This window comes from Pandoraea cepalis (assembly GCF_902459665.1).
Lineage (GTDB): Bacteria > Pseudomonadota > Gammaproteobacteria > Burkholderiales > Burkholderiaceae > Pandoraea > Pandoraea cepalis.
The window spans coordinates 95,266-114,681 of record NZ_CABPSL010000012.1 but is presented as its reverse complement, the minus strand read 5'-3'; the positions used below and the strand labels follow the sequence as shown (position 1 = coordinate 114,681).

Here is a 19,416-nt window from a genome sequence, read left to right as displayed (position 1 = left end):
ATGATTCAGGAAGCCATCAACTTCGTAGACAGCGGCATCGCCGCTGCGCAGACGCTCGTCTACGTCGATGGGGTGCAGCCGCTGCTGTTCCACTTCAACCTGATGGGCTACGCCGACGATGTCTATGACGCCTTGTATTGGGTGCTCGTCGGAGTCTTCCAGATCGGCGTAACGTATGCCCTGCTGCGTCCGCTCGAGGCGTTGCGTCCGGTCGAGCAGTGGCAGGATCGCCGCCAGGTGCGCGCCGACGTGATCTACACGTGGATCGCCAAGCTCGGCATTCTCAATCTGCTCTTCTTCATGGTGCTGCAACCGGTCTTTAACGCGCTGCAGAGCCAGATGGTGATCCACGGGCTGCCGAACATCCAGTTGGACGGCTTGTACCCGGGCGTGACGGATCAACCGCTCGTGACGTTCCTGCTCTACCTGATCGTGCTCGACTTCGCGGGCTACTGGTACCACCGCTGGCAGCATCGCTTCGGCGTCTGGTGGGAACTGCACGCGGTGCACCACAGCCAGCAACAGATGTCGATGTGGACGGACGACCGCAACCACTTCCTCGACAACATGCTGCAAGCCGCCTTCTTTGCGTCGATCGCACTGTTCATCGGCGTGCAACCCGCGCAATACGTCGTGCTCGTGGCAGTGGGGAATTTCTTGCAGAGTGTTCAGCACGTGAATGCACGGCTACCGTACGGTCCGGTGCTCGAACGTCTCATCGTGAGCCCGACGTTTCACCGTCGTCATCACGCCATCGGCTACGGGCACGAAGGCACTCGGTACGGCTGCAACTTCGGCGTGCTGGTCCCGTGGTGGGACGTGGTATTCCGTACCGCCTCCTGGGAGCGCGCCGTGGAGCCGACCGGCATTCGCGACCAACTCCCCGCCCCCGAAGGCCGTTCGCGCCGGTATGGGATGGGCGTGATAGCGCAACAACTGCGCGCCTTCGGACGTATCGCGAGACGCCTTACCCTGCGTCGCCCCGCCTTGCGCGCCGACGCTTCCTGACCGGACGCGCCCGCCTCAGCGCCGGCACGGTTCAGGGGACAGCGTTGATCTGGATGTGATAAATGCCCCACGGGCAAAGCGCGAACTGCTCCCTGAGGGGTTTGCTCGCCAGCATGGGGATCGCGGCCGGGTCGTAGACGGCCCACAGCGGCCCCAAGCCACCCAGCGCAAGCGGCTTGTCGTCAAGATGCGTGGCGAGCAGGAAGCGATACTCGCGCAACTGCGCCAGCGTGGTCGCGACAATGTACCCGTCGATGGCGCGCAACAAGACCTGCGTCGCCGGATTGGCGGGCACGCCCGCCTGCGCCAGGACGTCGATCAGACGTGGTCCGCGCAGGGTGTGCGGCCGGGCATCGTATTCCAGCGTCGGACGAATGGCCTGCACGGGCAGGCGCGTCAACATGCCGAAGTCGAACGCATACGCGGCGTCGAATTTCACCAGTTGCTTGTGAAAGAGCTGATCGAGCGCTGGATCGACAGGCCCACGGTTGTGATGCCCGATAGCGCCGCTGATGGTGACCAGCGGTGTCGTAGCCGCTGATTCCGGCATTGCAGCCGTCTTGGCGAACAACGGCGCCGACGCGCCGACTGCCGCGGCACCGGCAAGAAACTCTCTTTTCTTCATGGACGTTGACGAAAGCGATGGCGAATGCCGGCAGGTGCGCCGAAGCATTGCATGAGCGTATCACGAGCGAACAGCCCGGTGGCACGTCGCCTGCTTCTTCGTGCACTCGATCATGAACTTCCATCGCCCGTCACGATAAAGACGCAAGCACCCTCGCTGGGAGCGACATGATCGTCTTCAATTACGGTGCGCTCTGTGACGTCTCGGTGCTCGGTACGAGAAGGGTCGGCTCCTGATCGGTCGGCATCTGCGCCAGCTCTTCGACAGTGAGCCGCGCATAGACCTCGATCAGATAGCCACTGGGATCGCGCAGCCACAATTCGTGCAGCGGGGTGCCGCGCCACGTCGTGCGCGGAGGCTTGACAATGGGCGCCCCAGCGGCCAGCGCGGCATGATACGCGGCGATCACTTGCGCCTTCCCCGCCACCCCGAGCCCCAGGTGATAGAGGCTATAGGTATCCAACGGGTTCTGGCCATCGTTGACCAGTAGTACCAGGTTCAGATGCAAATGCGGCAAAAGGAATGTGCTGTATCGCGGTGTGGTGTCTTTGGGCGAAGCAGTGAATAACGCAGTGTAAAAGGCCGTGCTCGCAGCCAGATCGGCGACGCGCAGGCTCACGTGGAATTCTTGTGCCTGTGGGAACGCGGTGGAATCGACCATCCATTTGTCTCCGCAATGTGTGCTGCAACTGTCAAACTGTCGGCAGCCCTTCGCGCCGCTCGTCAAAATACCCTTTCGGCTGCGAACTGCGCGATGTTCAGACCAAACCCCGGCATCTTCCCGTGCGTCAGAAAAAACAAGTCCCGGTAGCTCATCTTCAGCCGATACGGAACTCGCCCCATTTTCAGCACATCGTCGTGGCCACCAAACCAGCTGTTAGAGCGCACGTAGAACGCCCGGCCCTCGCCCATGTCGCCAATGCAAAAGGTGACCGGACGAAGTGCCTGGTTGGCCTCCTCGGCGTCCATGCGGCCCATGTCGAGCGCGATCTGTCGTCCGACGATTTCGGCTTGCTGGTGACCGATGCCGCCGATCTTGGGCACGGTTACCGATGCGCAGTCGCCAGCGGCAAGAATTTCGGGGTGTTCTGGATTGCGCATCAGCAGATTAGTCCGCACGAAACCCCGACTGTCGCAGATCGGCAGGTCCCGCAGACACTCATGCGACACCCAGTCGGGCAGGATTAACTTGATTTCCGCCGCAAGCGTCTCCCCTGTGCTGAACTCGATGCCCTCAGCGGTAAGCCGGGCAATGTCGGGCATGTTGTTGCGGTAGTGGATGCCCATCGCGTGGGTCATCCGCAGGAAGGCCTCGACGTTCTTGACACCTGCGTCCGCCGCGATCACCTCATCAGGCGTGAAGACGGTGATCTTTTCCGGGGTTCCCCTGCCGGTGCGCGTGAGCCAACTCGCCATCGCTGTCGTCATCTCCAGGATAGGTCCCTCGCACGCCGCCTTCAGATAGGGAATGCTGCCGCCCGGATAGGGTTGCAGGCCCTCGGCGCCATCGCCCTGGTGAAAGTGCGCCGCACCAATCACGATGGGCCCACCGCGGTAGCCGCCCTCGAACAGATACCGACGAAGGCGCTCACCGTGAAACAGGTCCGAGACGGTATGTCCGTGCTCGGCAAAGCCGGGCAGGCGGTCATAGGCCAGATGGGCACCCAAGGCAACCACGAGGTAGTCGTAGTGCAACGACTCGGAGGCTTCGCCCGGGCGCTCGAACGGAAGAAAGTGGACCGTTCTGGCGTCGATATCCACGCGTTGCACCAGCGCCTGGATGAAGTGGATGTCGTCTCCCGCCAGCGCTGGCCGCAATTGCATGCGCTGGTGCAACGACGGATCGCGATTTTCGAACACGTCGGTGGGGATATTGGGCACGAATAGGAGATAGTCCTTGCGGTCGATCACCGTGATGTCCACGCTCTCACCCGCGTATTCACGGATTTTCTGCGCGCTGGAAAGCCCGGCGAAATTGCCGCCGAGGACAAGCACATGTGGCTTGGTCGCGGTGTTCATAAGCATGTCTCCAGCGCGCAGCGCAGTGAATTCGGACAGTCCAGGGCATGCGCCACCCACGCGCCAGATCGTGACGTTGCCCCAGGCCTTGGCAGCCGTCGCAGCGGTGTCGCCTCGTTCGCGCGCTTCCATCCCCCTAAAAGCGTATCGGTATCGTCGGGGGGGGCATTGATGCGAATCAATCACACGCGAAGTGAGGTGCGACGTGCGGGACGACGCACGCAACATCAGGCCCCGTCCGATCAACATGAATAAAATTAACGTTAATCTCAAATAAGACCATTTTCATTCATGAAACGAAACCTCTATGATCGTCGTCACGATTTCCTTCATCTGGCGGCTAGCGTCATAAGAGAACATGGCAACGACACACAACCTGGGATTTCCGCGCATCGGCGCGAAGCGTGAACTGAAGTTCGGTCTGGAAGCGTATTGGAAGGGGCAATCGACGCGCGACGACCTGACCGCGCTCGGCGCGTCGCTGCGCCGGCGTCACTGGCAGGACCAGGCCGCCCTGGATCTGGCCCCCGTCGGGGATTTCTCTTTCTACGATCAAGTCCTCGACATGAGCTTCACGCTGGGCAACCTGCCTGAGCGTGTCCAAGGCTTCCACGGCGACGCGCTCGACAACTACTTCCGCGTCGCCCGTGGACGATCCGCCCACAGCGCCGAGGCGCACGACGCCTGCTGCGGCGGCGTCGCCGCCGGTGAAATGACCAAGTGGTTCGACACGAACTATCACTACATCGTCCCGGAATTCTCCGCGGCCACAACCTTTGCGCTCGACGCATCGCGTCTGGTCGAACAACTCACGCAGGCCCGCTCGGCCGGGGTGAAGACCAAGCCCGTCCTTCTCGGCCCGGTCACGTACCTGTGGCTCGGCAAAGCCAAGGACGACAGCGACAAGCTGGCCCTGCTCCCGCGCCTGCTGCCGGTCTACGTGAAGCTGCTCGAGACGCTCGCCGCGCAGGGCGTGGCATGGGTGCAGATCGACGAGCCGATCCTGGTCACCGAACTGAGCGCCGAATGGCAGCAGGCCTTCGAGACGGCCTACGCCGCGCTCGCCGCCGCGCCGGTCAAGCGCCTGCTCGCCACGTACTTCGGCGAGCTGCAGGAGAACCTGCCGCTGGCTTGCGGATTGCCCGTCGACGGCCTGCATCTGGATGCCGTGAATGCCCAAAGCGAAGTCGCCAAGGTCATCGACGCCTTGCCCTCGGATGCAGTCGTGTCGCTTGGTGTGGTCAACGGCCGCAACATCTGGAAGACCGACCTGACCGCCGTGCTCGACTGGCTGGAGCCCGTCGCCCAGGCATTAGGCGATCGCCTGTGGGTCGCACCGTCGTGCTCGCTACTGCATGTGCCGGTGGATTTGGACAGCGAGCAGACCCTCGATGCCGAAATCCGATCATGGCTGGCGTTCGCCAAGCAGAAGCTCGCCGAAGTGACGGTCGTGGCGCGCGCCATCAACGAAGGCCGCGACGCCTTGCGCGCCGAGCTCGCCGCCAATGCCGCCGCCATCGCCAGCCGTCGCGCCTCGCCGCGCGTCCACAATCCGGCCGTCAAGGCTGCGGTGGCGAAGATCGAAGCATCGCTGGGCCGTCGTCAGCACCCGTACGCCGTGCGCGCCGAGAAGCAAGCCGCCGCGCTGAACCTGCCGAGTTATCCGACCACGACGATCGGCTCGTTCCCGCAAACGTCCGAAATCCGTACTGCGCGCCGCCAGTTCAAGGCCGGCGAACTGGATCAGTCCGGTTATGTCGCCGCGATGCAGGCCGAAATCGCCCGCAGCGTGCGCGAACAGGAGGCCCTTGGTCTCGACGTGCTCGTGCACGGGGAAGCGGAGCGTAACGACATGGTCGAGTACTTCGGCGAGCAGCTCGACGGCTACGCCTTCAGCCAGTTCGGCTGGGTGCAGTCATACGGGTCGCGTTGCGTGAAGCCGCCCATCATGTTCGGGGATATCCGCCGCCCGAAGGCCATGACCGTCGAGTGGATCCGGTACGCGCAATCGCTAACCCGCAAACCGATGAAGGGCATGCTGACCGGGCCGGTCACGATCCTGAACTGGTCGTTCGTGCGCGACGATCAGCCCCGCTCGGTGTCGTGCTACCAACTGGCGCTGGCCATTCGTGAAGAAGTGCTCGATCTGGAGCGGGCTGGCGTGCGCGTGATCCAGATCGACGAAGCGGCACTGCGCGAAGGCCTGCCGCTGCGCCGTGCGCAATGGCAAACGTATCTGGACTGGGCCGTCGAGTCGTTCCGCATCACCGCGAACGGCGTGCAGGACGACACCCAGATCCACACGCATATGTGCTATTCGGAGTTCAACGACATCATCGCCGCCATCGCCGACATGGACGCCGATGTCATCACCATCGAGACATCGCGCTCCGACATGGAACTGCTGGACGCCTTCGATTCGTTCCAATACCCGAACGAAATCGGACCGGGCGTCTACGACATCCACTCGCCGAATATCCCGACGCAAGCGCACATCGTGTCGCTCATGCGCAAGGCGGCCGAGCGCATTCCGGCCTCGCGTCTGTGGGTCAACCCGGACTGCGGCCTGAAGACGCGCCAGTGGGCGGAAGTGATTCCGGCACTGCAAAACATGGTGGCGGCCGCAAAGACACTGCGCGCTCAGTAAGCGGCCTCCCGGCGAAAGGGTTCGAGAGGGTCCGGTCTGGCGCCAGACAATCATTTCAAACGCATGGGCCGGCACTAGCCGGCCCGCTGGCGTTGGGTCGCCGTATTTGTCTCCCGATCCGCTGTGAAACGACGCCAACCGGCCTCAGCGATGCCTCACAACTAAGCCGACGCGGTCCCACCGCGGCGAGGTTACGTGAAAAAACCTTGCTAAGTCATTGATTAGCTATTGGTTTGCATGGCATAGTCGCGCGGACGCACCTCGCCGCGGACTAAGTTTCTCCTAATTCTCGCGCGCTATCGTGCGCCCGTGCCGTCCTGCGTGACGAGCGGGGTATCAGGCGTTCGTCTGCGTGGCGACGTCGGGAAGCGTTCGGAAAACCATGCGGATATTGCTCGTAGAAGACGACACCATGATCGGTGAGGCCATGATGCAGGCGCTCAAGGACGCCTCTTATGCGGCCGACTGGTGTCGTGACGGCGACGCCGCCCTGGCGGCGCTGGCCGCGCACAGCTACGACCTCATGCTGCTCGACCTCGGGCTGCCCGGGCGAGACGGCTGGGAGGTGCTGCGGGCGCACCGCACGGCGGGAGGACGCACGCCCATCATCGTGGTGACGGCCCGCGACGGTGCCGACGACATCATCCACGGGCTTGATCTGGGCGCCGACGACTTCGTTGTGAAGCCGTTCGAAGTGGGCGAGTTGCTTGCGCGCATGCGCGCCGTGATCCGCCGGCAGGCGGGCGTTGCCGCACCGGTGCTCACGAACGGCGCGCTGGTCCTCGACCCCGCCACCCACCAGGCCAGTTACGGCGAGAACCATTGTGTGCTCTCGGCACGCGAATACGCCCTGCTGCACGCGCTGATGCTGCGCCCGGGCACGATCCTCTCGCGCGACGCGCTGGAGCACCGCCTCTACGGGTGGGGCGAAGAGATCGAAAGCAACATGATCGACTTCCTGATCCATTCCATTCGCAAGAAGCTCGGGGCGGACGTCATCCGCAATATCCGTGGTGCGGGCTGGCTGGTGCCCAAGCCATGATCATGATGCGTTCGCTGCAGTCGCGACTGGTGGTCACGCTCTCGGCCTGTGCGCTGGGACTGGCCATCGTCGCGGGCTTCGTCTCCTACGCGGCGGCCTTTCGCGAGGCCTACCGTTTCCAGGACGATCAACTGCTGCAACTCGCCGCGCTCGTCGACACCCGCAATCTCGCCGAGGCCGACAGCGCCATGCATGGCCTGCCGGTCGAGGACCACGACTACCGTCTCACGGTACAGCGGCTCGGCGGCAGCTTCCCGGTCACGCTGGCCGACGGTTTTCACACGGTCAATACGGGCGACCACACCTGGCGCGCCTTCGTGCGCACTATCGAGCCGGAGCTGCGTATCGTTGTCGCCCAGCCAACGGAAGGGCGCAACGAGATTGCGCGTAACAGCGGCCTGCGCACTGCGCTGCCCTTCGTGGGGTTCGTGCCGTTGCTCATCGGCGCCATCGTCGTGACGGTGCGCCGCGCGTGGCGACCGGTGCAGCGCTTGGCCGACGATGTCGACACCCGGCGCGATACCGATCTGCGCGGCCTCGACGCGCAAGACGCGCCCACGGAAATCGAGCCGTTCATCGTGTCGATCAATCGTCTGCTGGCGCGACTCGCCAAGGCGCTCGACGAGCAGCGCCGGTTTGTGGCCGACGCCGCGCACGAATTGCGCTCGCCGGTGACCGCTTTGGTGATTCAGTCCGAGAACCTCGACCGGGCACTCGACCCGGTGCCCCTCGATACCGAGACGCGCAATCGCCTGACCAAGCTCAAGAGCGGGCTGCGCCGCACACGCGCGCTGCTCGAACAATTGCTGACCCTCGCGCGCGCCCAGAGCGCCCCGACGGTTGCCGCCACGCCGCTCACGCTGCTGCCCGCCGTGCACGAAGCGCTCGAAGACGTCTTCGTGCTGGCGGACCGCAAGCAGATCGTGCTCGACCTGGTCGATACGTCTCAGGCGGCGCCCGGGCGCCCCAATCTTCGCGTGACGGGATCGAAACGCGATATTGTCACGCTGCTGAGCAATCTTGTCGGCAATGCCGTGCGCTATACGCCGGCGGGCGGCAGTGTCGGCGTGCGCCTGTCGGCCACGGCGGCCGAGGTGGTCATCGACGTGATCGACTCGGGGCCAGGCATCGACGCCGACAAGCGCGAGCGCGTGTTCGACGCGTTCTACCGCGCGAGCGACCAACGCGAGGCCCGCGATCACGGCGGCGAAGGCACGGGCCTGGGCCTCGCCATCGTGCGCGCGATCGTCGACCGCCTCGGCGGTCGGGTGACGCTGGCGGATGCCAGTCCGACTCCGCCGCGCGGCTTGCATGTGCGTGTGACGCTGCCTAACCCCGATGCCGCCGACAACACCGGCGCCTGAACGTCATGCGCCTTATTCACGACACTTACCTCATTCAACAAGACCGGAAACCTCCCATTCATGTCCATACGCCCTCAACGTGACGCCGGGCTGGAACCCTGGCCGATCTCTCCCGCCGCCCTGCTCTGGCTGCTGGCCACATTCGCGCTGGTCTGGTTCGGCGTATTGAACCTGCGCCATCTGGTGCCTAGCGACGAAGGCCGCTACGCCGAGATGGCGCGCGAAATGCTGGTGACCGGCGATTGGGTCACCCCGCGCTACAACGGCTATCTATACTTCGAGAAACCGCCGCTCCAGACTTGGATGAACGCGCTGACGTTCATGATCTTCGGACTGGGCGACTGGCAGGCCCGTCTGTGGACCGCATTGACCGGTTTCGGCGGCGTGCTGCTCGTCGGTTATACCGGCCGTCGGGTGTTCGGCGCGCGCGCGGGCTTCTTTGCCGCGCTGGCGCTGGCAAGTGCCCCGCTGTGGAGCCTGCTCGGCCACTTCAACGTGCTCGATATGGGCGTGTCGTTCATGATGGGGCTGGCGCTGTGCTCGCTGCTGCTGGCGCAACGCCCCGGGCTCACCGACACGCAGGTCCGCAACTGGATGTGGCTGTGCTGGGCGGCGATGGGCCTGTCGATCCTGAGCAAGGGGCTGATCGGCGTGGTGTTGCCCGGTGCGGTCCTCATCATCTACACGCTGATTTCACGCGACTGGGCCCTGTGGAAGCGTCTGCACCTTGCGAGCGGCCTGATCGTGATGTTCGCCGTCACCGTGCCGTGGTTCGCCGCGGTCATGGCGCGCAACCCGTCGTTCTTCGAATTCTTCTTCATCAACGAGCACTTCAACCGCTTCCTGAAGCCCGATCACCATCGTCCCGGCGCGCTGTGGTACTTCGTGCCGGTGCTGATCATCGGCTTCCTGCCATGGCTGTCGATGATTCCGCGCGTCGTCTCGGCGTCGCGCGCTGCACCGCGTCAGGCCAATGGGTTCCGTCCGGTACTGATGCTCACGGTCTGGGCCGTGTTCATCTTCTGCTTCTTCTCGGTGTCGCACTCGAAACTGCTGTCGTACGTGCTGCCGGTCGCGCCGGCCCTGGCACTGCTGATTGGGCTGGGGCTCGCGGGCATCTCGCGCGAGTCGCTGCGCAAGCACCTCGTCGTGTCCGCCGTGCTGTTCGTGGCGACGATCGTGACGTGCCTGGTCTTTCTCTCCCATCACTCCGATAGTCGCAATCCGGTCGAAGCCTACCGCACCTTCTCGTACTACCTTTACGCCGCCAGCGTCGCCGGACTGATCGGCCTCGCCATCGCGCGCTGGCTGAGCACGCGCAGCACGAAGCAGGCGCTCGTCGCCTTTGCCGGCGCGTGGCTGGCGTTTGCGATGATCGGCGGTTCCGGGCATGAAGCCTTCGGGCGCAGCAGCTCCGGGATCGATCTGGTGCCGGCCGTGCGTGCGGAAATGGATCGCCTGGGACCGGACACGCCGTTCTACTCCGTCGGCACGCTCGACCACACGATGCCGTTCTACCTGCGTCACACCATGATCATGGTGGCGGTGCAGGACGAACTCGAATTCGGCATCTCGCAAGCGCCGGATAGCTGGATCCCGACGCTCAACAAGTTTGCCGACGTCTGGATGGCGGCGCCCAAGGCGCTTGCGCTGGTCGACCCGCAAAAGTTCACCGTGCTCGAGACGCTCGGTCTGCCGATGAAGGTCATCGCGCGCGACAACCGTCGCGTGATCATCGAGAAGCCGACGACCGACACACCGCCGACCGCCAACTGAGCGCGGCCGCGCCGAGGCAGGAATGGCTGGGGGACGCGTTGCCCCCAGCCATTTTTTTTGCGCGTCTCGTTCAACGCGCAACACACCGTAATATGCCACGCCCCTCGTCGTGACCGCGCACAGCGCCTTGTTGGACAAGGCTGTGCGGCCGGCGCCGAGATTTCTGTCAATTTCGCCACTTTCGCGCCATTTTGGCGTTGGGGGTGCGCCCCTACCATGGCGACATTCCTTCCGGGACCGGTGCCGCGCCATGGCGCACGCGCGCCGGACGGCCCTTGCCCCGTAAGTCTGCGACTGCGCCCGAGCGCGTCTGAACCATGTGGATTGTCAACGTTGCGCTCAAGCGGCCCTACACGTTCATCGTGATGGCCATCCTGATCCTGCTCGCTACGCCGCTCGCGCTCATGCGCACACCGGTCGACGTGCTGCCGGAGATCAACATTCCCGTCATCAGCGTCATCTGGACCTATAACGGCCTGGCAGCACAGGATGTCGCCAACCGGATCATCTCCGGCAACGAACGCGGACTGACGACCACCGTCAACAACATCGAGCACATCGAGTCGCAATCGCTGCCCGGCATCGGTATCATCAAGATCTTCCTCCAGCCGACGGCGAACCTCCAGACGGCCATCGCCCAGGTCGTGGCGATCGAGCAGGCGCAGGTCAAGCAGATGCCGCCGGGCGCCACGCCGCCGCTCATCATCAGCTACTCGGCCTCGTCGATTCCGGTAATGCAGCTCGGCTTGTCGAGCCCTAGCCTGTCGGAACCCGCGCTCAACGACACGGCGCTCAATTTCCTGCGGCCGCAGTTGGTGACGATCCCGGGGGCCGCCGTGCCCTATCCGTACGGGGGCAAGACGCGGCTGATCTCCGTGGACATCGACACGCGCGCCTTGCTCGCCAAGGGATTGACGGCGCAGGACGTGGTGGCTGCCGTCAACGCCCAGAACCTGATCCTGCCGACCGGCACAACGAAGATCGGCCCGCGTGAGTACAGCGTCGACATGAACGGGTCGCCGGCCACGGTCGAGGGCCTGAACAACATCCCGGTGCGTACGGTAAACGGCGCCACGACCTATCTGCGCGAAGTCGCGCACGTGCGCACCGGCTTCTCGCCGCAGACGAACATCGTGCGCCAGAACGGCCAGCGCGGCGTGCTGATGTCGGTCATGAAGACGGGCGATGCCTCCACGCTGTCGGTGGTCGACTCGCTCAAGGCCCTGCTGCCCGAAGCCCGCGCCGCGCTGCCGCCGGATCTGCACATCTCCGCGCTGTTCGATCAGTCGGTGTTCGTGAAGGCAGCGGTGCAAGGGGTGATTCGCGAAGCGCTGATCGCCGCCGCGCTCACGGCCGCCATGATCCTGCTGTTCCTCGGCAACTGGCGCAGCACCTGCATCATTGCCATCTCGATCCCGCTCTCGATTCTGTCGTCGCTGCTCGCGCTGCATGCGCTCGGTCAAACGATCAACATCATGACGCTGGGCGGATTGGCGCTGGCCGTGGGGATCCTGGTCGACGACGCGACGGTGACCATCGAGAACATCGAGCGCCATCTGCATATGGGCACGCCGCTGCACCAGGCGATTCTCGACGGTGCGGGCGAAATTGCCGTGCCTGCCCTGGTCTCGACGCTATGCATCTGTATCGTGTTCGTGCCGATGTTCTTCCTGACGGGGGTGGCGCGCTACCTGTTCGTGCCGCTCGCCGAGGCGGTCGTGTTTGCGATGCTGGCCTCATACCTATTGTCGCGCACGCTGGTGCCCACGCTCGCGATGCTGCTCATGGGACACGCCCGCGCGGCCGATCCGAACGCGGCGCCCGGGGCGTTCCGGCGCGTCTATCTGCGCTTCGACGCCGCCTTCGAGCGCATGCGCGCCGCCTACATCGCCGTGCTCTCGATGCTGCTGGTACGCCGGCGCGTATTCGCCACGGGTTTCCTGGCGTTCTGCGTGCTGTCGATGGGGCTGGTGTTCGCGTTGGGGGCGGATTTCTTCCCGAGCGTGGACGCGGGCAACATCCGGTTGCACATGCGCGCGCCCACCGGCACGCGCATCGAGGAGACGGCGCGTCTGGCCGATGAAGTCGAAAAGGTCGTGCGCGAGATCGTGCCCGCCAACGAACTCGAAACGATTCTCGACAACCTGGGCCTGCCCTACAGCGGTATCAATCTCTCGTACAGCAACGCGGGCACCATTGGCACGCTCGACGGCGAAATTCAGATCGCGCTCACCCCCGACCATCACCCGAGCACAGGCTATATCGACAAGCTTCGTGCGGTGCTGCCGCAGCGCTTCCCCGGCGTCGAGTTCTTTTTTCAACCGGCCGACATCGTCACGCAGATTCTCAACTTCGGGCTGCCCGCGGCCATCGACATTCAGATCAGCGGCGCTCGACAACTGGCGAATTTCGACGCCGCGACGAAGCTCCTCAAGCAGGTGCGACAGGTGCCCGGCACCGTCGACACGCATATCCAGCAACGGATCAACGCGCCGACGATCCACCTGAACATGGACCGCACTCGCTTGCAGCAGCTGAACCTGAACGCCAACGCCGTCGCCCAGAACGTGCTGATCTCGCTCTCCGGCAGCTCGCAGACGTCGCCGGGCTTCTGGTTCAATCCGCAGAACGGCGTGGAGTACAGCCTGTCGGTGCAATCGCCGCAGTACCGTATCAGCTCCCTCGACGACTTGCTGCGTCTGCCGGTGGCGGGCACGACCAACAACGGCCAGCCGCAACTGCTCGCCAACTTCGTGACGGTCGAGCCGACGCAGCGCTTCGCGGTGGTCAGCCACTACAACATCCGGCCGGTGATCGACATCTTCGTGAGCGTGGAAGGCCGGGACCTGGGAAGCGTCGCGCGCGATATCGACCGGCTCGTGGCCCAGGCGCGCACGGACTTGCCGCGCGGCAGCCAGATCACAGTGCGCGGCCAGGTCAGCACGATGCAAAGCTCATACCTTGGGCTGGGCCTGGGCGTGGCGATGGCCATCGTGCTCGTCTATTTGCTGATCGTGGTGAATTTCCAGTCATGGGTCGATCCGCTCATCATCGTGAGTGCCCTGCCCGCCGCCCTCGCGGGCATCGTCTGGATGCTGTTCCTGACCGGCACACGGCTCTCGGTGCCTGCGCTCACGGGGGCCATCATGACGATGGGCGTGGCCACGGCCAACAGCATTCTCGTGGTCGCCTTCGCACGCCAGCGCATGGAAGCGGGCATGGCGCCACTCAAAGCGGCGCTCGAAGCCGGGGCGAGCCGAATCCGTCCGGTGTTGATGACGGCGCTCGCCATGATGATCGGCATGGTGCCGATGGCCCTCGGTCTCGGCGAAGGTGCCGAGCAGAACGCGCCGTTGGGCCGCGCGGTGATCGGCGGCCTGCTGTTTGCCACGGTCTCGACGCTCTTCTTCGTGCCGCTGGTCTTCGCCGGCGTGCATACGCGACTCGCGCGACGCAAAGCACGCCGTGCCGAACCCAATACCCCATCCTGACGGGGGCCCCCCATGACCGAAAAACATCACGCCGAACTGGCCATTCCCGAACACAATCCCGCCGACGGCCGGCAGTTGCCCCCGCGACAGGGCGAATTCCGGCGCGCCAGGCGCGTGTTGATCGTCGTGGCCGTGTTGCTCGCGGCCGGCGCGGCACGCACGACAATCTCCAATGCGCTGCAACGTCGCGACGTCGCCAAGGCCACAGCCGAGAACGCATTGCAATATGTCAGCGTCGTCACGCCACAACCGACGCCGGCAAGCGAAACGCTGTTGCCCGCCACGTTGCGCGGCGCGGTCGAGTCGCCCATCTATGCCCGAGCGACCGGTTATTTGCGGCGGCGATACGTGGACATCGGTGCCCGCGTCAAGCAGGGTCAGTTGCTGGCCGAACTCGACACCCCTGAAATCGATCAGGAACTTGCCCAGGCCATCGCCCAGCGCAACCAGATCGATGCCAGCCTTGGACTTGCGAAATCGTCGCTCGCGCGCTGGCAGCAACTACGCCAGCGCGACGCCGTCTCGCAGCAGGAACTCGACGAGCGCCAGAGCACGTACACGCAGGGTATCGCCAACCTGGCGGCGGCCGACGCCAATGTCAAACGGCTTCAGCAACTCGAGTCTTTCAAGCGCATCGTCGCGCCGTTCGACGGCGTGATCACCCAGCGCAACGTCGACATCGGCGATCTCATCGATGCGGGCAGCGGCAACAGCCGCGCACTGTTTTCGCTGGCGCAGACGGATCCGCTGCGCGTCACCGTGCAGGTGCCGCAGGCCTATGCGCAGAGCGTGAGCGTCGGTCAGCCCGTGGTCGTGACGCAAGCCGAACTGCCCGGCATGCACTTTCTAGGCAAGATCACGCATGTGTCCGGCGCCATCGACGTGGCGACTCGCTCGCTGCAAATCGACGCCGCCCTCCCCAATCCCGACGGAAGGCTGCGCCCAGGCGCTTATGTGCAGCTTGCGCTGCCAAGCGCCGTGCAAGCCCATCTGAGCGTGCCGGCCAACGCCCTGCTGTTCCGCGCCGAGGGGCCGCGCGTGGCGGTCGCGGACGACCAGGGTGTCGTGCATCTCCACAAGATTGCAATCGCGCGCGATCTGGGACAGTCGCTGGAATTGTCTGCCGGGGTGTCCCCGACCGACCGTGTCATCGTCAATCCGAGCGATTCGATCGACGACGGCGATCAGGTGCAAGCCAAAGCGCTGGCGGTCAAGTCCGCCCCGGCGGCCAAACCCGACGGCAAGGCGCCAGGGGGCCAGTCGTGAACGCCCCAATGCGCGGCGCGCGCTCTGGCATGGCGCTGCTCGCCGTCGCCACATGGCTCGGTGGGTGTGCGGTCGGCCCCGATTATCGTCGGCCTGACGTCGCGGTGCCGCCCGACTGGAAGACGGACACCGGGTGGCAGCTCGCCCAGCCGTCGCACGCGGCGCTGCAGCCGGATTGGTGGAAGGCCTTCCGCGACCCGGTGCTGGAAGCGCTCGAAATGCAGGCGCTCGCGCAGAACCAGACGCTCGCCGCCGCCGTGGCGCATTACGACCAGGCCCAGGCGACGCTCTCCGGCACCTCGGCACAACGGCTGCCGGAAGTCGACGCGTCGGTCGGTCTGGCCCGCCAGCGCGTCTCGGCAAACCGGCCGGTCACGAGCTATACGTCGACCAGCATGTCGACTGTTCAGAACAATGCGCAGGCGGGTCTGGGTGTGAGCTACGACACCGATCTGTTCGGCCGCCTCCGTCGTCAGGTCGAAGGGGCGCGCGCCTCCGCCGAACAGGCGGGGGACGATCTGGCCAACGCGCGTCTGGTGCTCACGACACAGCTGGCCACCGCCTACGTCCAGCTACGGGCCGCCGACGACGAAATCAAGGTGCTCGACGAATCCGTCGCGCTGCAACGCAAGGCGCTCGACTACGTGAGCGCGCAGCACGATCTTGGCGCCGTGTCGGGTCTGGATGTCCTTCAACAACAATCGGAACTCGACACCACGCGGGTACAAGCGCGTCTGCTGCACCAGCAACGCGACCAATACGAGCATGCGATCGCCGCGCTCGTCGGCGTGCCCGCCCCGGCGTTTTCGGTGCCGGCGGGGACGCTGCCCGCCACGCTGCCGGTGATTCCGGTCGGGGTGCCAAGCGACATTCTGCAGCGTCGCCCGGATGTGGCATCGGCCGAGCGCGCCATGGCGGCGGCAAACGCCCAGATCGGCGTGGCGAAGGCGGCGTTCTTCCCCAGCCTCACGCTCAACCCAGGCATCGGTTGGCAGAGCACGGAATTCGCCAATCTGCTCTCGGCGCCGAGTCTGCTCTGGACGCTGGGCACGCTCGCCACGCAAGCGGTCTTCGACGGCGGTCGGCGTCAGGCGAATGTGGACTTTGCGAGCGCGGGATACCGCGCCGTCGAGGCGAATTACCGACAGACCGTGCTCTCCGCGTTCCAGCAGGTGCAGGACGGCGTGACCGGCCTGTCGGTGCTCGACGCCGCCGCGCGCGAATCGCACGCGGCCGTCGTCGACGCGCAACGACTCCTGAGTCTGGCCAACGACCGCTACTCGGGCGGGCTCACGGCCTATCTGAGTGTGATCACGGCGCAGCAGGGGCGCCTGGCGAGCGAGCGCCAGGATGTTCAGATCCGCGCTCAGCAATGGGTCCTGTCGGTGGCGCTGGTCAAGGCGCTGGGCGGCGGCTGGCAACCGTCGGAGCCCGGCGCCGACTCGTATAATGCGCAAAGATGAGGTGGCGAGATGAAAGTATTGATCGTTGAAGACGAACACAAGGTCGTGGACTATCTGCGCGCCGGGCTGACCGAGCAAGGCTGGGTAGTCGATATTGCGCTCGATGGCGAGGAAGGCATGCATCTTGCGCTGGAATTCGACTACGACGTGATCGTGCTCGACGTCATGCTGCCCAAGCGCGACGGCTTTGCCGTGCTCGGCGCGCTGCGCGAGCGCAAGTCCACGCCCGTCATCATGCTCACGGCCCGCGATCACGTAAACGACCGCGTGCGCGGCCTTCGCGAAGGTGCGGACGACTATCTGACCAAGCCCTTCTCGTTCATCGAGCTGGTGGAGCGCCTGCACGCCCTCGCCCGTCGCACGCGAGTGCAGGAATCAACGCTGGTCTCGGTCGGCGACCTCTACGTCGACCTGATCGGTCGCCGCGCCACGCGCGATGGCCAGCGGCTCGATCTGACGGCCAAGGAATTCCAGTTGCTGTCGGTGCTCGCGCGCCGGCAAGGCGACATCCTGTCGAAGACGGCCATCACCGAACTCGTCTGGGACGTCAATTTCGACAGCCACACGAACGTGGTCGAGACCGCGATCAAGCGATTGCGTGCCAAGCTCGACGGGCCGTTCCAGTCCAAGTTGCTGCACACCGTGCGTGGCATGGGCTACGTGCTGGAGGTCCGCGAGGCCTGAGTGCCGCGCGTCGTTGCCATGTCATTGTCATCGTGAGCCATTCGATCTCCCGCCGCCTCGCCGCCATGTTCGCGATCGTGGCACTGTCGGTGTTCGCCATGGTCGGGGCCGGCCTCTTCCTGATGCTGCGCATCCAGTTGGAGCGGCATCTGCGCGAATCGCTCGACGATCGGGCCCAGATCGCCCACATCATCGTCTATCACGGCGCCACGCCGCAGAAGTGGCAGATCGTGCGCGAAAAGCTCAGCGACATGACGCCGCGCGACGGTGCCACGACCTATGCGGTGACGAGCGACGACCCGAATTACACGTTCGGCAAGCCCTTGACCGGCATGTTCGTCAAACGCCTGGCCAACGGCTACGTTCGGTTACGCCCCGATGGCGGGGGCGACGACATGCTGAGCACGCGCGAGATCCTGCCGCCCTATGGCACGCGTCCGGCCGTCACCCTGCAGGTGGCCGCCAGCTACTCGCGCAACGAGCGCACGTTGCGCGCCTTCGGCCTGGGACTCGCGGTGCTCTCCGCGCTAGGCTGCCTGAGCGTGCTGCTGCTCAGCTATTGCGCGACACGACTGGGCCTGGCGCCGCTCACACGCCTGACGCGCGAAGCGTCCGAGATCCGCCCTGACAACCGTTCGCAACGGCTCGACACGCGTTCATTGCCCGTCGAACTCGACGATCTGGCACATTCTTTCAACGGCGCCCTGGCGCGACTCGATAGCGCGTACGAACGCCTGGAATCGTTCAATGCCGACGTTGCGCATGAACTGCGTACGCCAGTGACGATTCTGATCGGGCAGACGGAAGTGGCGCTCACGCGAGAGCGACCGGTCGAGGATTTGCGAGCGTTGCTGCAATCGAATCTGGAAGAGCTGGGGCGCATGCGCACGATCATCAACGACATGCTGTTCCTCTCGCGTGCCGATCAGGGCGAACGGGCCACGGGGCTGAGCGCGGCGTCGCTCGCGAGCGAGGCGGCGCACACCCTGGAGTTTCTGGAGATTTTGCTGGAAGAGGCGCAGGTCACGGCCCGCTTGCAAGGGAGCGCCGTCGCTCAAGTGAACAAGGCGCTGTTCGGTCGGGCGTTGGCCAACTTGGTGATGAACGCCATCGAGCATTGCGCCCCGGGCGCGAACATCGATGTTCACCTGCGTATCCAGGCCGATGACGCCCGCACCGTGTGCATCGATGTCGTGAATCCCGGCCCGTCGATTTCGCCCGATGTGCTGCGGCACCTGTTCGACCGCTTCTACCGGGCGGAGGCGTCGCGCACCAACAGCCGCGAGAATCATGGCCTGGGGCTGGCCATCGTCAAGGCGATTGCCGACATGCATGGCGGCACGGTCTGGGCCCATAGCGCCAACGGTCTCAATACGTTCGGGTTCTCGGTGCGCGCCGACGCGGCGACCGGCGGGGATACAGACGCGGAGGCATCGAAGCGCGGTCACGGCCGAAACCTCCAGCCTGCCGGTCAAGGCACCGTTTGATCGGCGCCTCCGGCGCGCTGCCCTAGTCTCGCCCCACGCTCACCCCACGCTCACCTTGGCACGGCGCCGTCGTTCGGCGCGCTTGTGAGCGAGACGGTGAGAACGGTATCCTTGCCCCATGAACCGTCGCATTCTCATTGCTCCCGAAGACGTCGAACTCACTGCCATGCGCGCCCAGGGCGCCGGCGGCCAAAACGTCAATAAAGTCTCCAGCGCCATCCATCTGCGCTTCGACGTGATGCGTTCGTCGTTGCCCGACGATGTCAAATCGCGTTTGCTCTCCCGGCTCGACCAGCGCATCACTCAGGACGGCGTGATCGTCATCAAGGCACAGCAGCATCGCTCGCAGGAACTCAACCGGGCCGATGCCCTTGCGCGTCTGCAGGCGCTGGTCGATGCGGCCGCCGTGGCGCCGCGTCGGCGGGTTCCGACCCGGCCCACGCTCGGCAGTCAAGTCCGCCGACGAGACGCCAAACAAGGTCGCGCCCGCGTCAAGGCAACGCGTGGCAAGGTGCATGCGGGTCGCGAGGATTGATGATAACAA

The 19,416-nt window shown here is 64.8% G+C and carries 14 protein-coding genes; 11 read left to right on the top strand and 3 right to left on the bottom strand.

Annotated elements, in window-relative coordinates; genetic code table 11:
- Positions 1-1,008: a sterol desaturase family protein gene (locus PCE31106_RS15575; RefSeq protein ID WP_150563891.1), complete on the top strand. Its 1,008-nt coding sequence runs from the start codon at positions 1-3 to the stop codon at positions 1,006-1,008.
- Between the two features lie 31 nt (positions 1,009-1,039).
- Here the strand turns inward: PCE31106_RS15575 and PCE31106_RS15570 are convergent, their stop codons facing one another.
- The 3 genes from PCE31106_RS15570 to PCE31106_RS15560 all read right to left on the bottom strand — a co-directional run bounded on the left by PCE31106_RS15570 (position 1,040) and on the right by PCE31106_RS15560 (position 3,652).
- Entirely contained in the window at positions 1,040-1,633 is a 594-nt protein-coding gene (locus PCE31106_RS15570) for a putative pterin-binding protein (RefSeq protein ID WP_150563890.1), read from the bottom strand.
- 181 nt (positions 1,634-1,814) lie between these two features.
- Entirely contained in the window at positions 1,815-2,294 is a 480-nt protein-coding gene (locus tag PCE31106_RS15565) for a VOC family protein (RefSeq protein ID WP_150563889.1), read from the bottom strand.
- A 62-nt stretch (positions 2,295-2,356) separates the two neighbouring features.
- Positions 2,357-3,652 carry an NAD(P)/FAD-dependent oxidoreductase gene (locus PCE31106_RS15560; protein ID WP_150563888.1) on the bottom strand — a complete coding sequence of 432 codons (1,296 nt, stop codon included), beginning with the start codon at positions 3,650-3,652 and terminating at the stop codon, positions 2,357-2,359.
- Between the two features lie 358 nt (positions 3,653-4,010).
- Between PCE31106_RS15560 and metE the strand changes: the two genes are divergently transcribed.
- The 10 genes from metE to arfB all read left to right on the top strand — a co-directional run bounded on the left by metE (position 4,011) and on the right by arfB (position 19,407).
- On the top strand, positions 4,011-6,299 hold the full coding sequence (metE, locus tag PCE31106_RS15555) for a 5-methyltetrahydropteroyltriglutamate--homocysteine S-methyltransferase (protein WP_150563887.1): 2,289 nt from the start codon (positions 4,011-4,013) through the stop codon (positions 6,297-6,299).
- A gap of 382 nt (positions 6,300-6,681) precedes the next feature.
- Positions 6,682-7,341 carry a response regulator transcription factor gene (locus PCE31106_RS15550; RefSeq protein ID WP_150563886.1) on the top strand — a complete coding sequence of 220 codons (660 nt, stop codon included), beginning with the start codon at positions 6,682-6,684 and terminating at the stop codon, positions 7,339-7,341.
- A complete protein-coding gene (locus PCE31106_RS15545; RefSeq protein ID WP_150563885.1) occupies positions 7,338-8,705 on the top strand; it encodes a sensor histidine kinase in 1,368 nt (455 codons plus the stop codon). The genes PCE31106_RS15550 and PCE31106_RS15545 overlap by 4 nt, the downstream gene beginning before the upstream one ends.
- A gap of 60 nt (positions 8,706-8,765) precedes the next feature.
- Positions 8,766-10,481: a glycosyltransferase family 39 protein gene (locus PCE31106_RS15540; RefSeq protein WP_150563884.1), complete on the top strand. Its 1,716-nt coding sequence runs from the start codon at positions 8,766-8,768 to the stop codon at positions 10,479-10,481.
- Positions 10,482-10,798: 317 nt separating this feature from the next.
- Entirely contained in the window at positions 10,799-13,972 is a 3,174-nt protein-coding gene (locus PCE31106_RS15535; protein WP_150563883.1) for an efflux RND transporter permease subunit, read from the top strand.
- Positions 13,973-13,984: 12 nt separating this feature from the next.
- Entirely contained in the window at positions 13,985-15,238 is a 1,254-nt protein-coding gene (locus PCE31106_RS15530; protein WP_150563882.1) for an efflux RND transporter periplasmic adaptor subunit, read from the top strand.
- An 8-nt stretch (positions 15,239-15,246) separates the two neighbouring features.
- Positions 15,247-16,701 (top strand): efflux transporter outer membrane subunit, encoded by a 1,455-nt coding sequence (locus tag PCE31106_RS15525; protein WP_150563918.1) that lies wholly within the window; start codon positions 15,247-15,249, stop codon positions 16,699-16,701.
- A 9-nt stretch (positions 16,702-16,710) separates the two neighbouring features.
- The gene (locus PCE31106_RS15520) at positions 16,711-17,385 is read left to right on the top strand and encodes a heavy metal response regulator transcription factor (RefSeq protein ID WP_150563881.1); all 675 of its coding nucleotides are present in this window, start codon (positions 16,711-16,713) and stop codon (positions 17,383-17,385) included.
- Positions 17,386-17,417: 32 nt separating this feature from the next.
- Positions 17,418-18,872 (top strand): heavy metal sensor histidine kinase, encoded by a 1,455-nt coding sequence (locus tag PCE31106_RS15515; RefSeq protein WP_150563880.1) that lies wholly within the window; start codon positions 17,418-17,420, stop codon positions 18,870-18,872.
- 118 nt (positions 18,873-18,990) lie between these two features.
- A complete protein-coding gene (gene arfB / locus PCE31106_RS15510; RefSeq protein ID WP_017234357.1) occupies positions 18,991-19,407 on the top strand; it encodes an alternative ribosome rescue aminoacyl-tRNA hydrolase ArfB in 417 nt (138 codons plus the stop codon).
- Positions 19,408-19,416: the final 9 nt, after the last annotated feature.

What these genes read in the sequence shown, in the direction of transcription:
- arfB (WP_017234357.1), top strand. Translation starts at nt 18,991, where the DNA reads ATGAACCGTCGCATTCTCATTGCTCCCGAAGACGTCGAACTCACTGCC.
- PCE31106_RS15570 (WP_150563890.1), bottom strand. Translation starts at nt 1,633, where the DNA reads ATGAAGAAAAGAGAGTTTCTTGCCGGTGCCGCGGCAGTCGGCGCGTCG.
- PCE31106_RS15525 (WP_150563918.1), top strand. Translation starts at nt 15,247, where the DNA reads ATGCGCGGCGCGCGCTCTGGCATGGCGCTGCTCGCCGTCGCCACATGG.
- PCE31106_RS15535 (WP_150563883.1), top strand. Translation starts at nt 10,799, where the DNA reads ATGTGGATTGTCAACGTTGCGCTCAAGCGGCCCTACACGTTCATCGTG.
- PCE31106_RS15575 (WP_150563891.1), top strand. Translation starts at nt 1, where the DNA reads ATGATTCAGGAAGCCATCAACTTCGTAGACAGCGGCATCGCCGCTGCG.
- PCE31106_RS15530 (WP_150563882.1), top strand. Translation starts at nt 13,985, where the DNA reads ATGACCGAAAAACATCACGCCGAACTGGCCATTCCCGAACACAATCCC.
- PCE31106_RS15520 (WP_150563881.1), top strand. Translation starts at nt 16,711, where the DNA reads ATGAAAGTATTGATCGTTGAAGACGAACACAAGGTCGTGGACTATCTG.
- PCE31106_RS15560 (WP_150563888.1), bottom strand. Translation starts at nt 3,652, where the DNA reads ATGAACACCGCGACCAAGCCACATGTGCTTGTCCTCGGCGGCAATTTC.
- PCE31106_RS15550 (WP_150563886.1), top strand. Translation starts at nt 6,682, where the DNA reads ATGCGGATATTGCTCGTAGAAGACGACACCATGATCGGTGAGGCCATG.
- PCE31106_RS15565 (WP_150563889.1), bottom strand. Translation starts at nt 2,294, where the DNA reads ATGGTCGATTCCACCGCGTTCCCACAGGCACAAGAATTCCACGTGAGC.
- metE (WP_150563887.1), top strand. Translation starts at nt 4,011, where the DNA reads ATGGCAACGACACACAACCTGGGATTTCCGCGCATCGGCGCGAAGCGT.
- PCE31106_RS15540 (WP_150563884.1), top strand. Translation starts at nt 8,766, where the DNA reads ATGTCCATACGCCCTCAACGTGACGCCGGGCTGGAACCCTGGCCGATC.
- PCE31106_RS15545 (WP_150563885.1), top strand. Translation starts at nt 7,338, where the DNA reads ATGATCATGATGCGTTCGCTGCAGTCGCGACTGGTGGTCACGCTCTCG.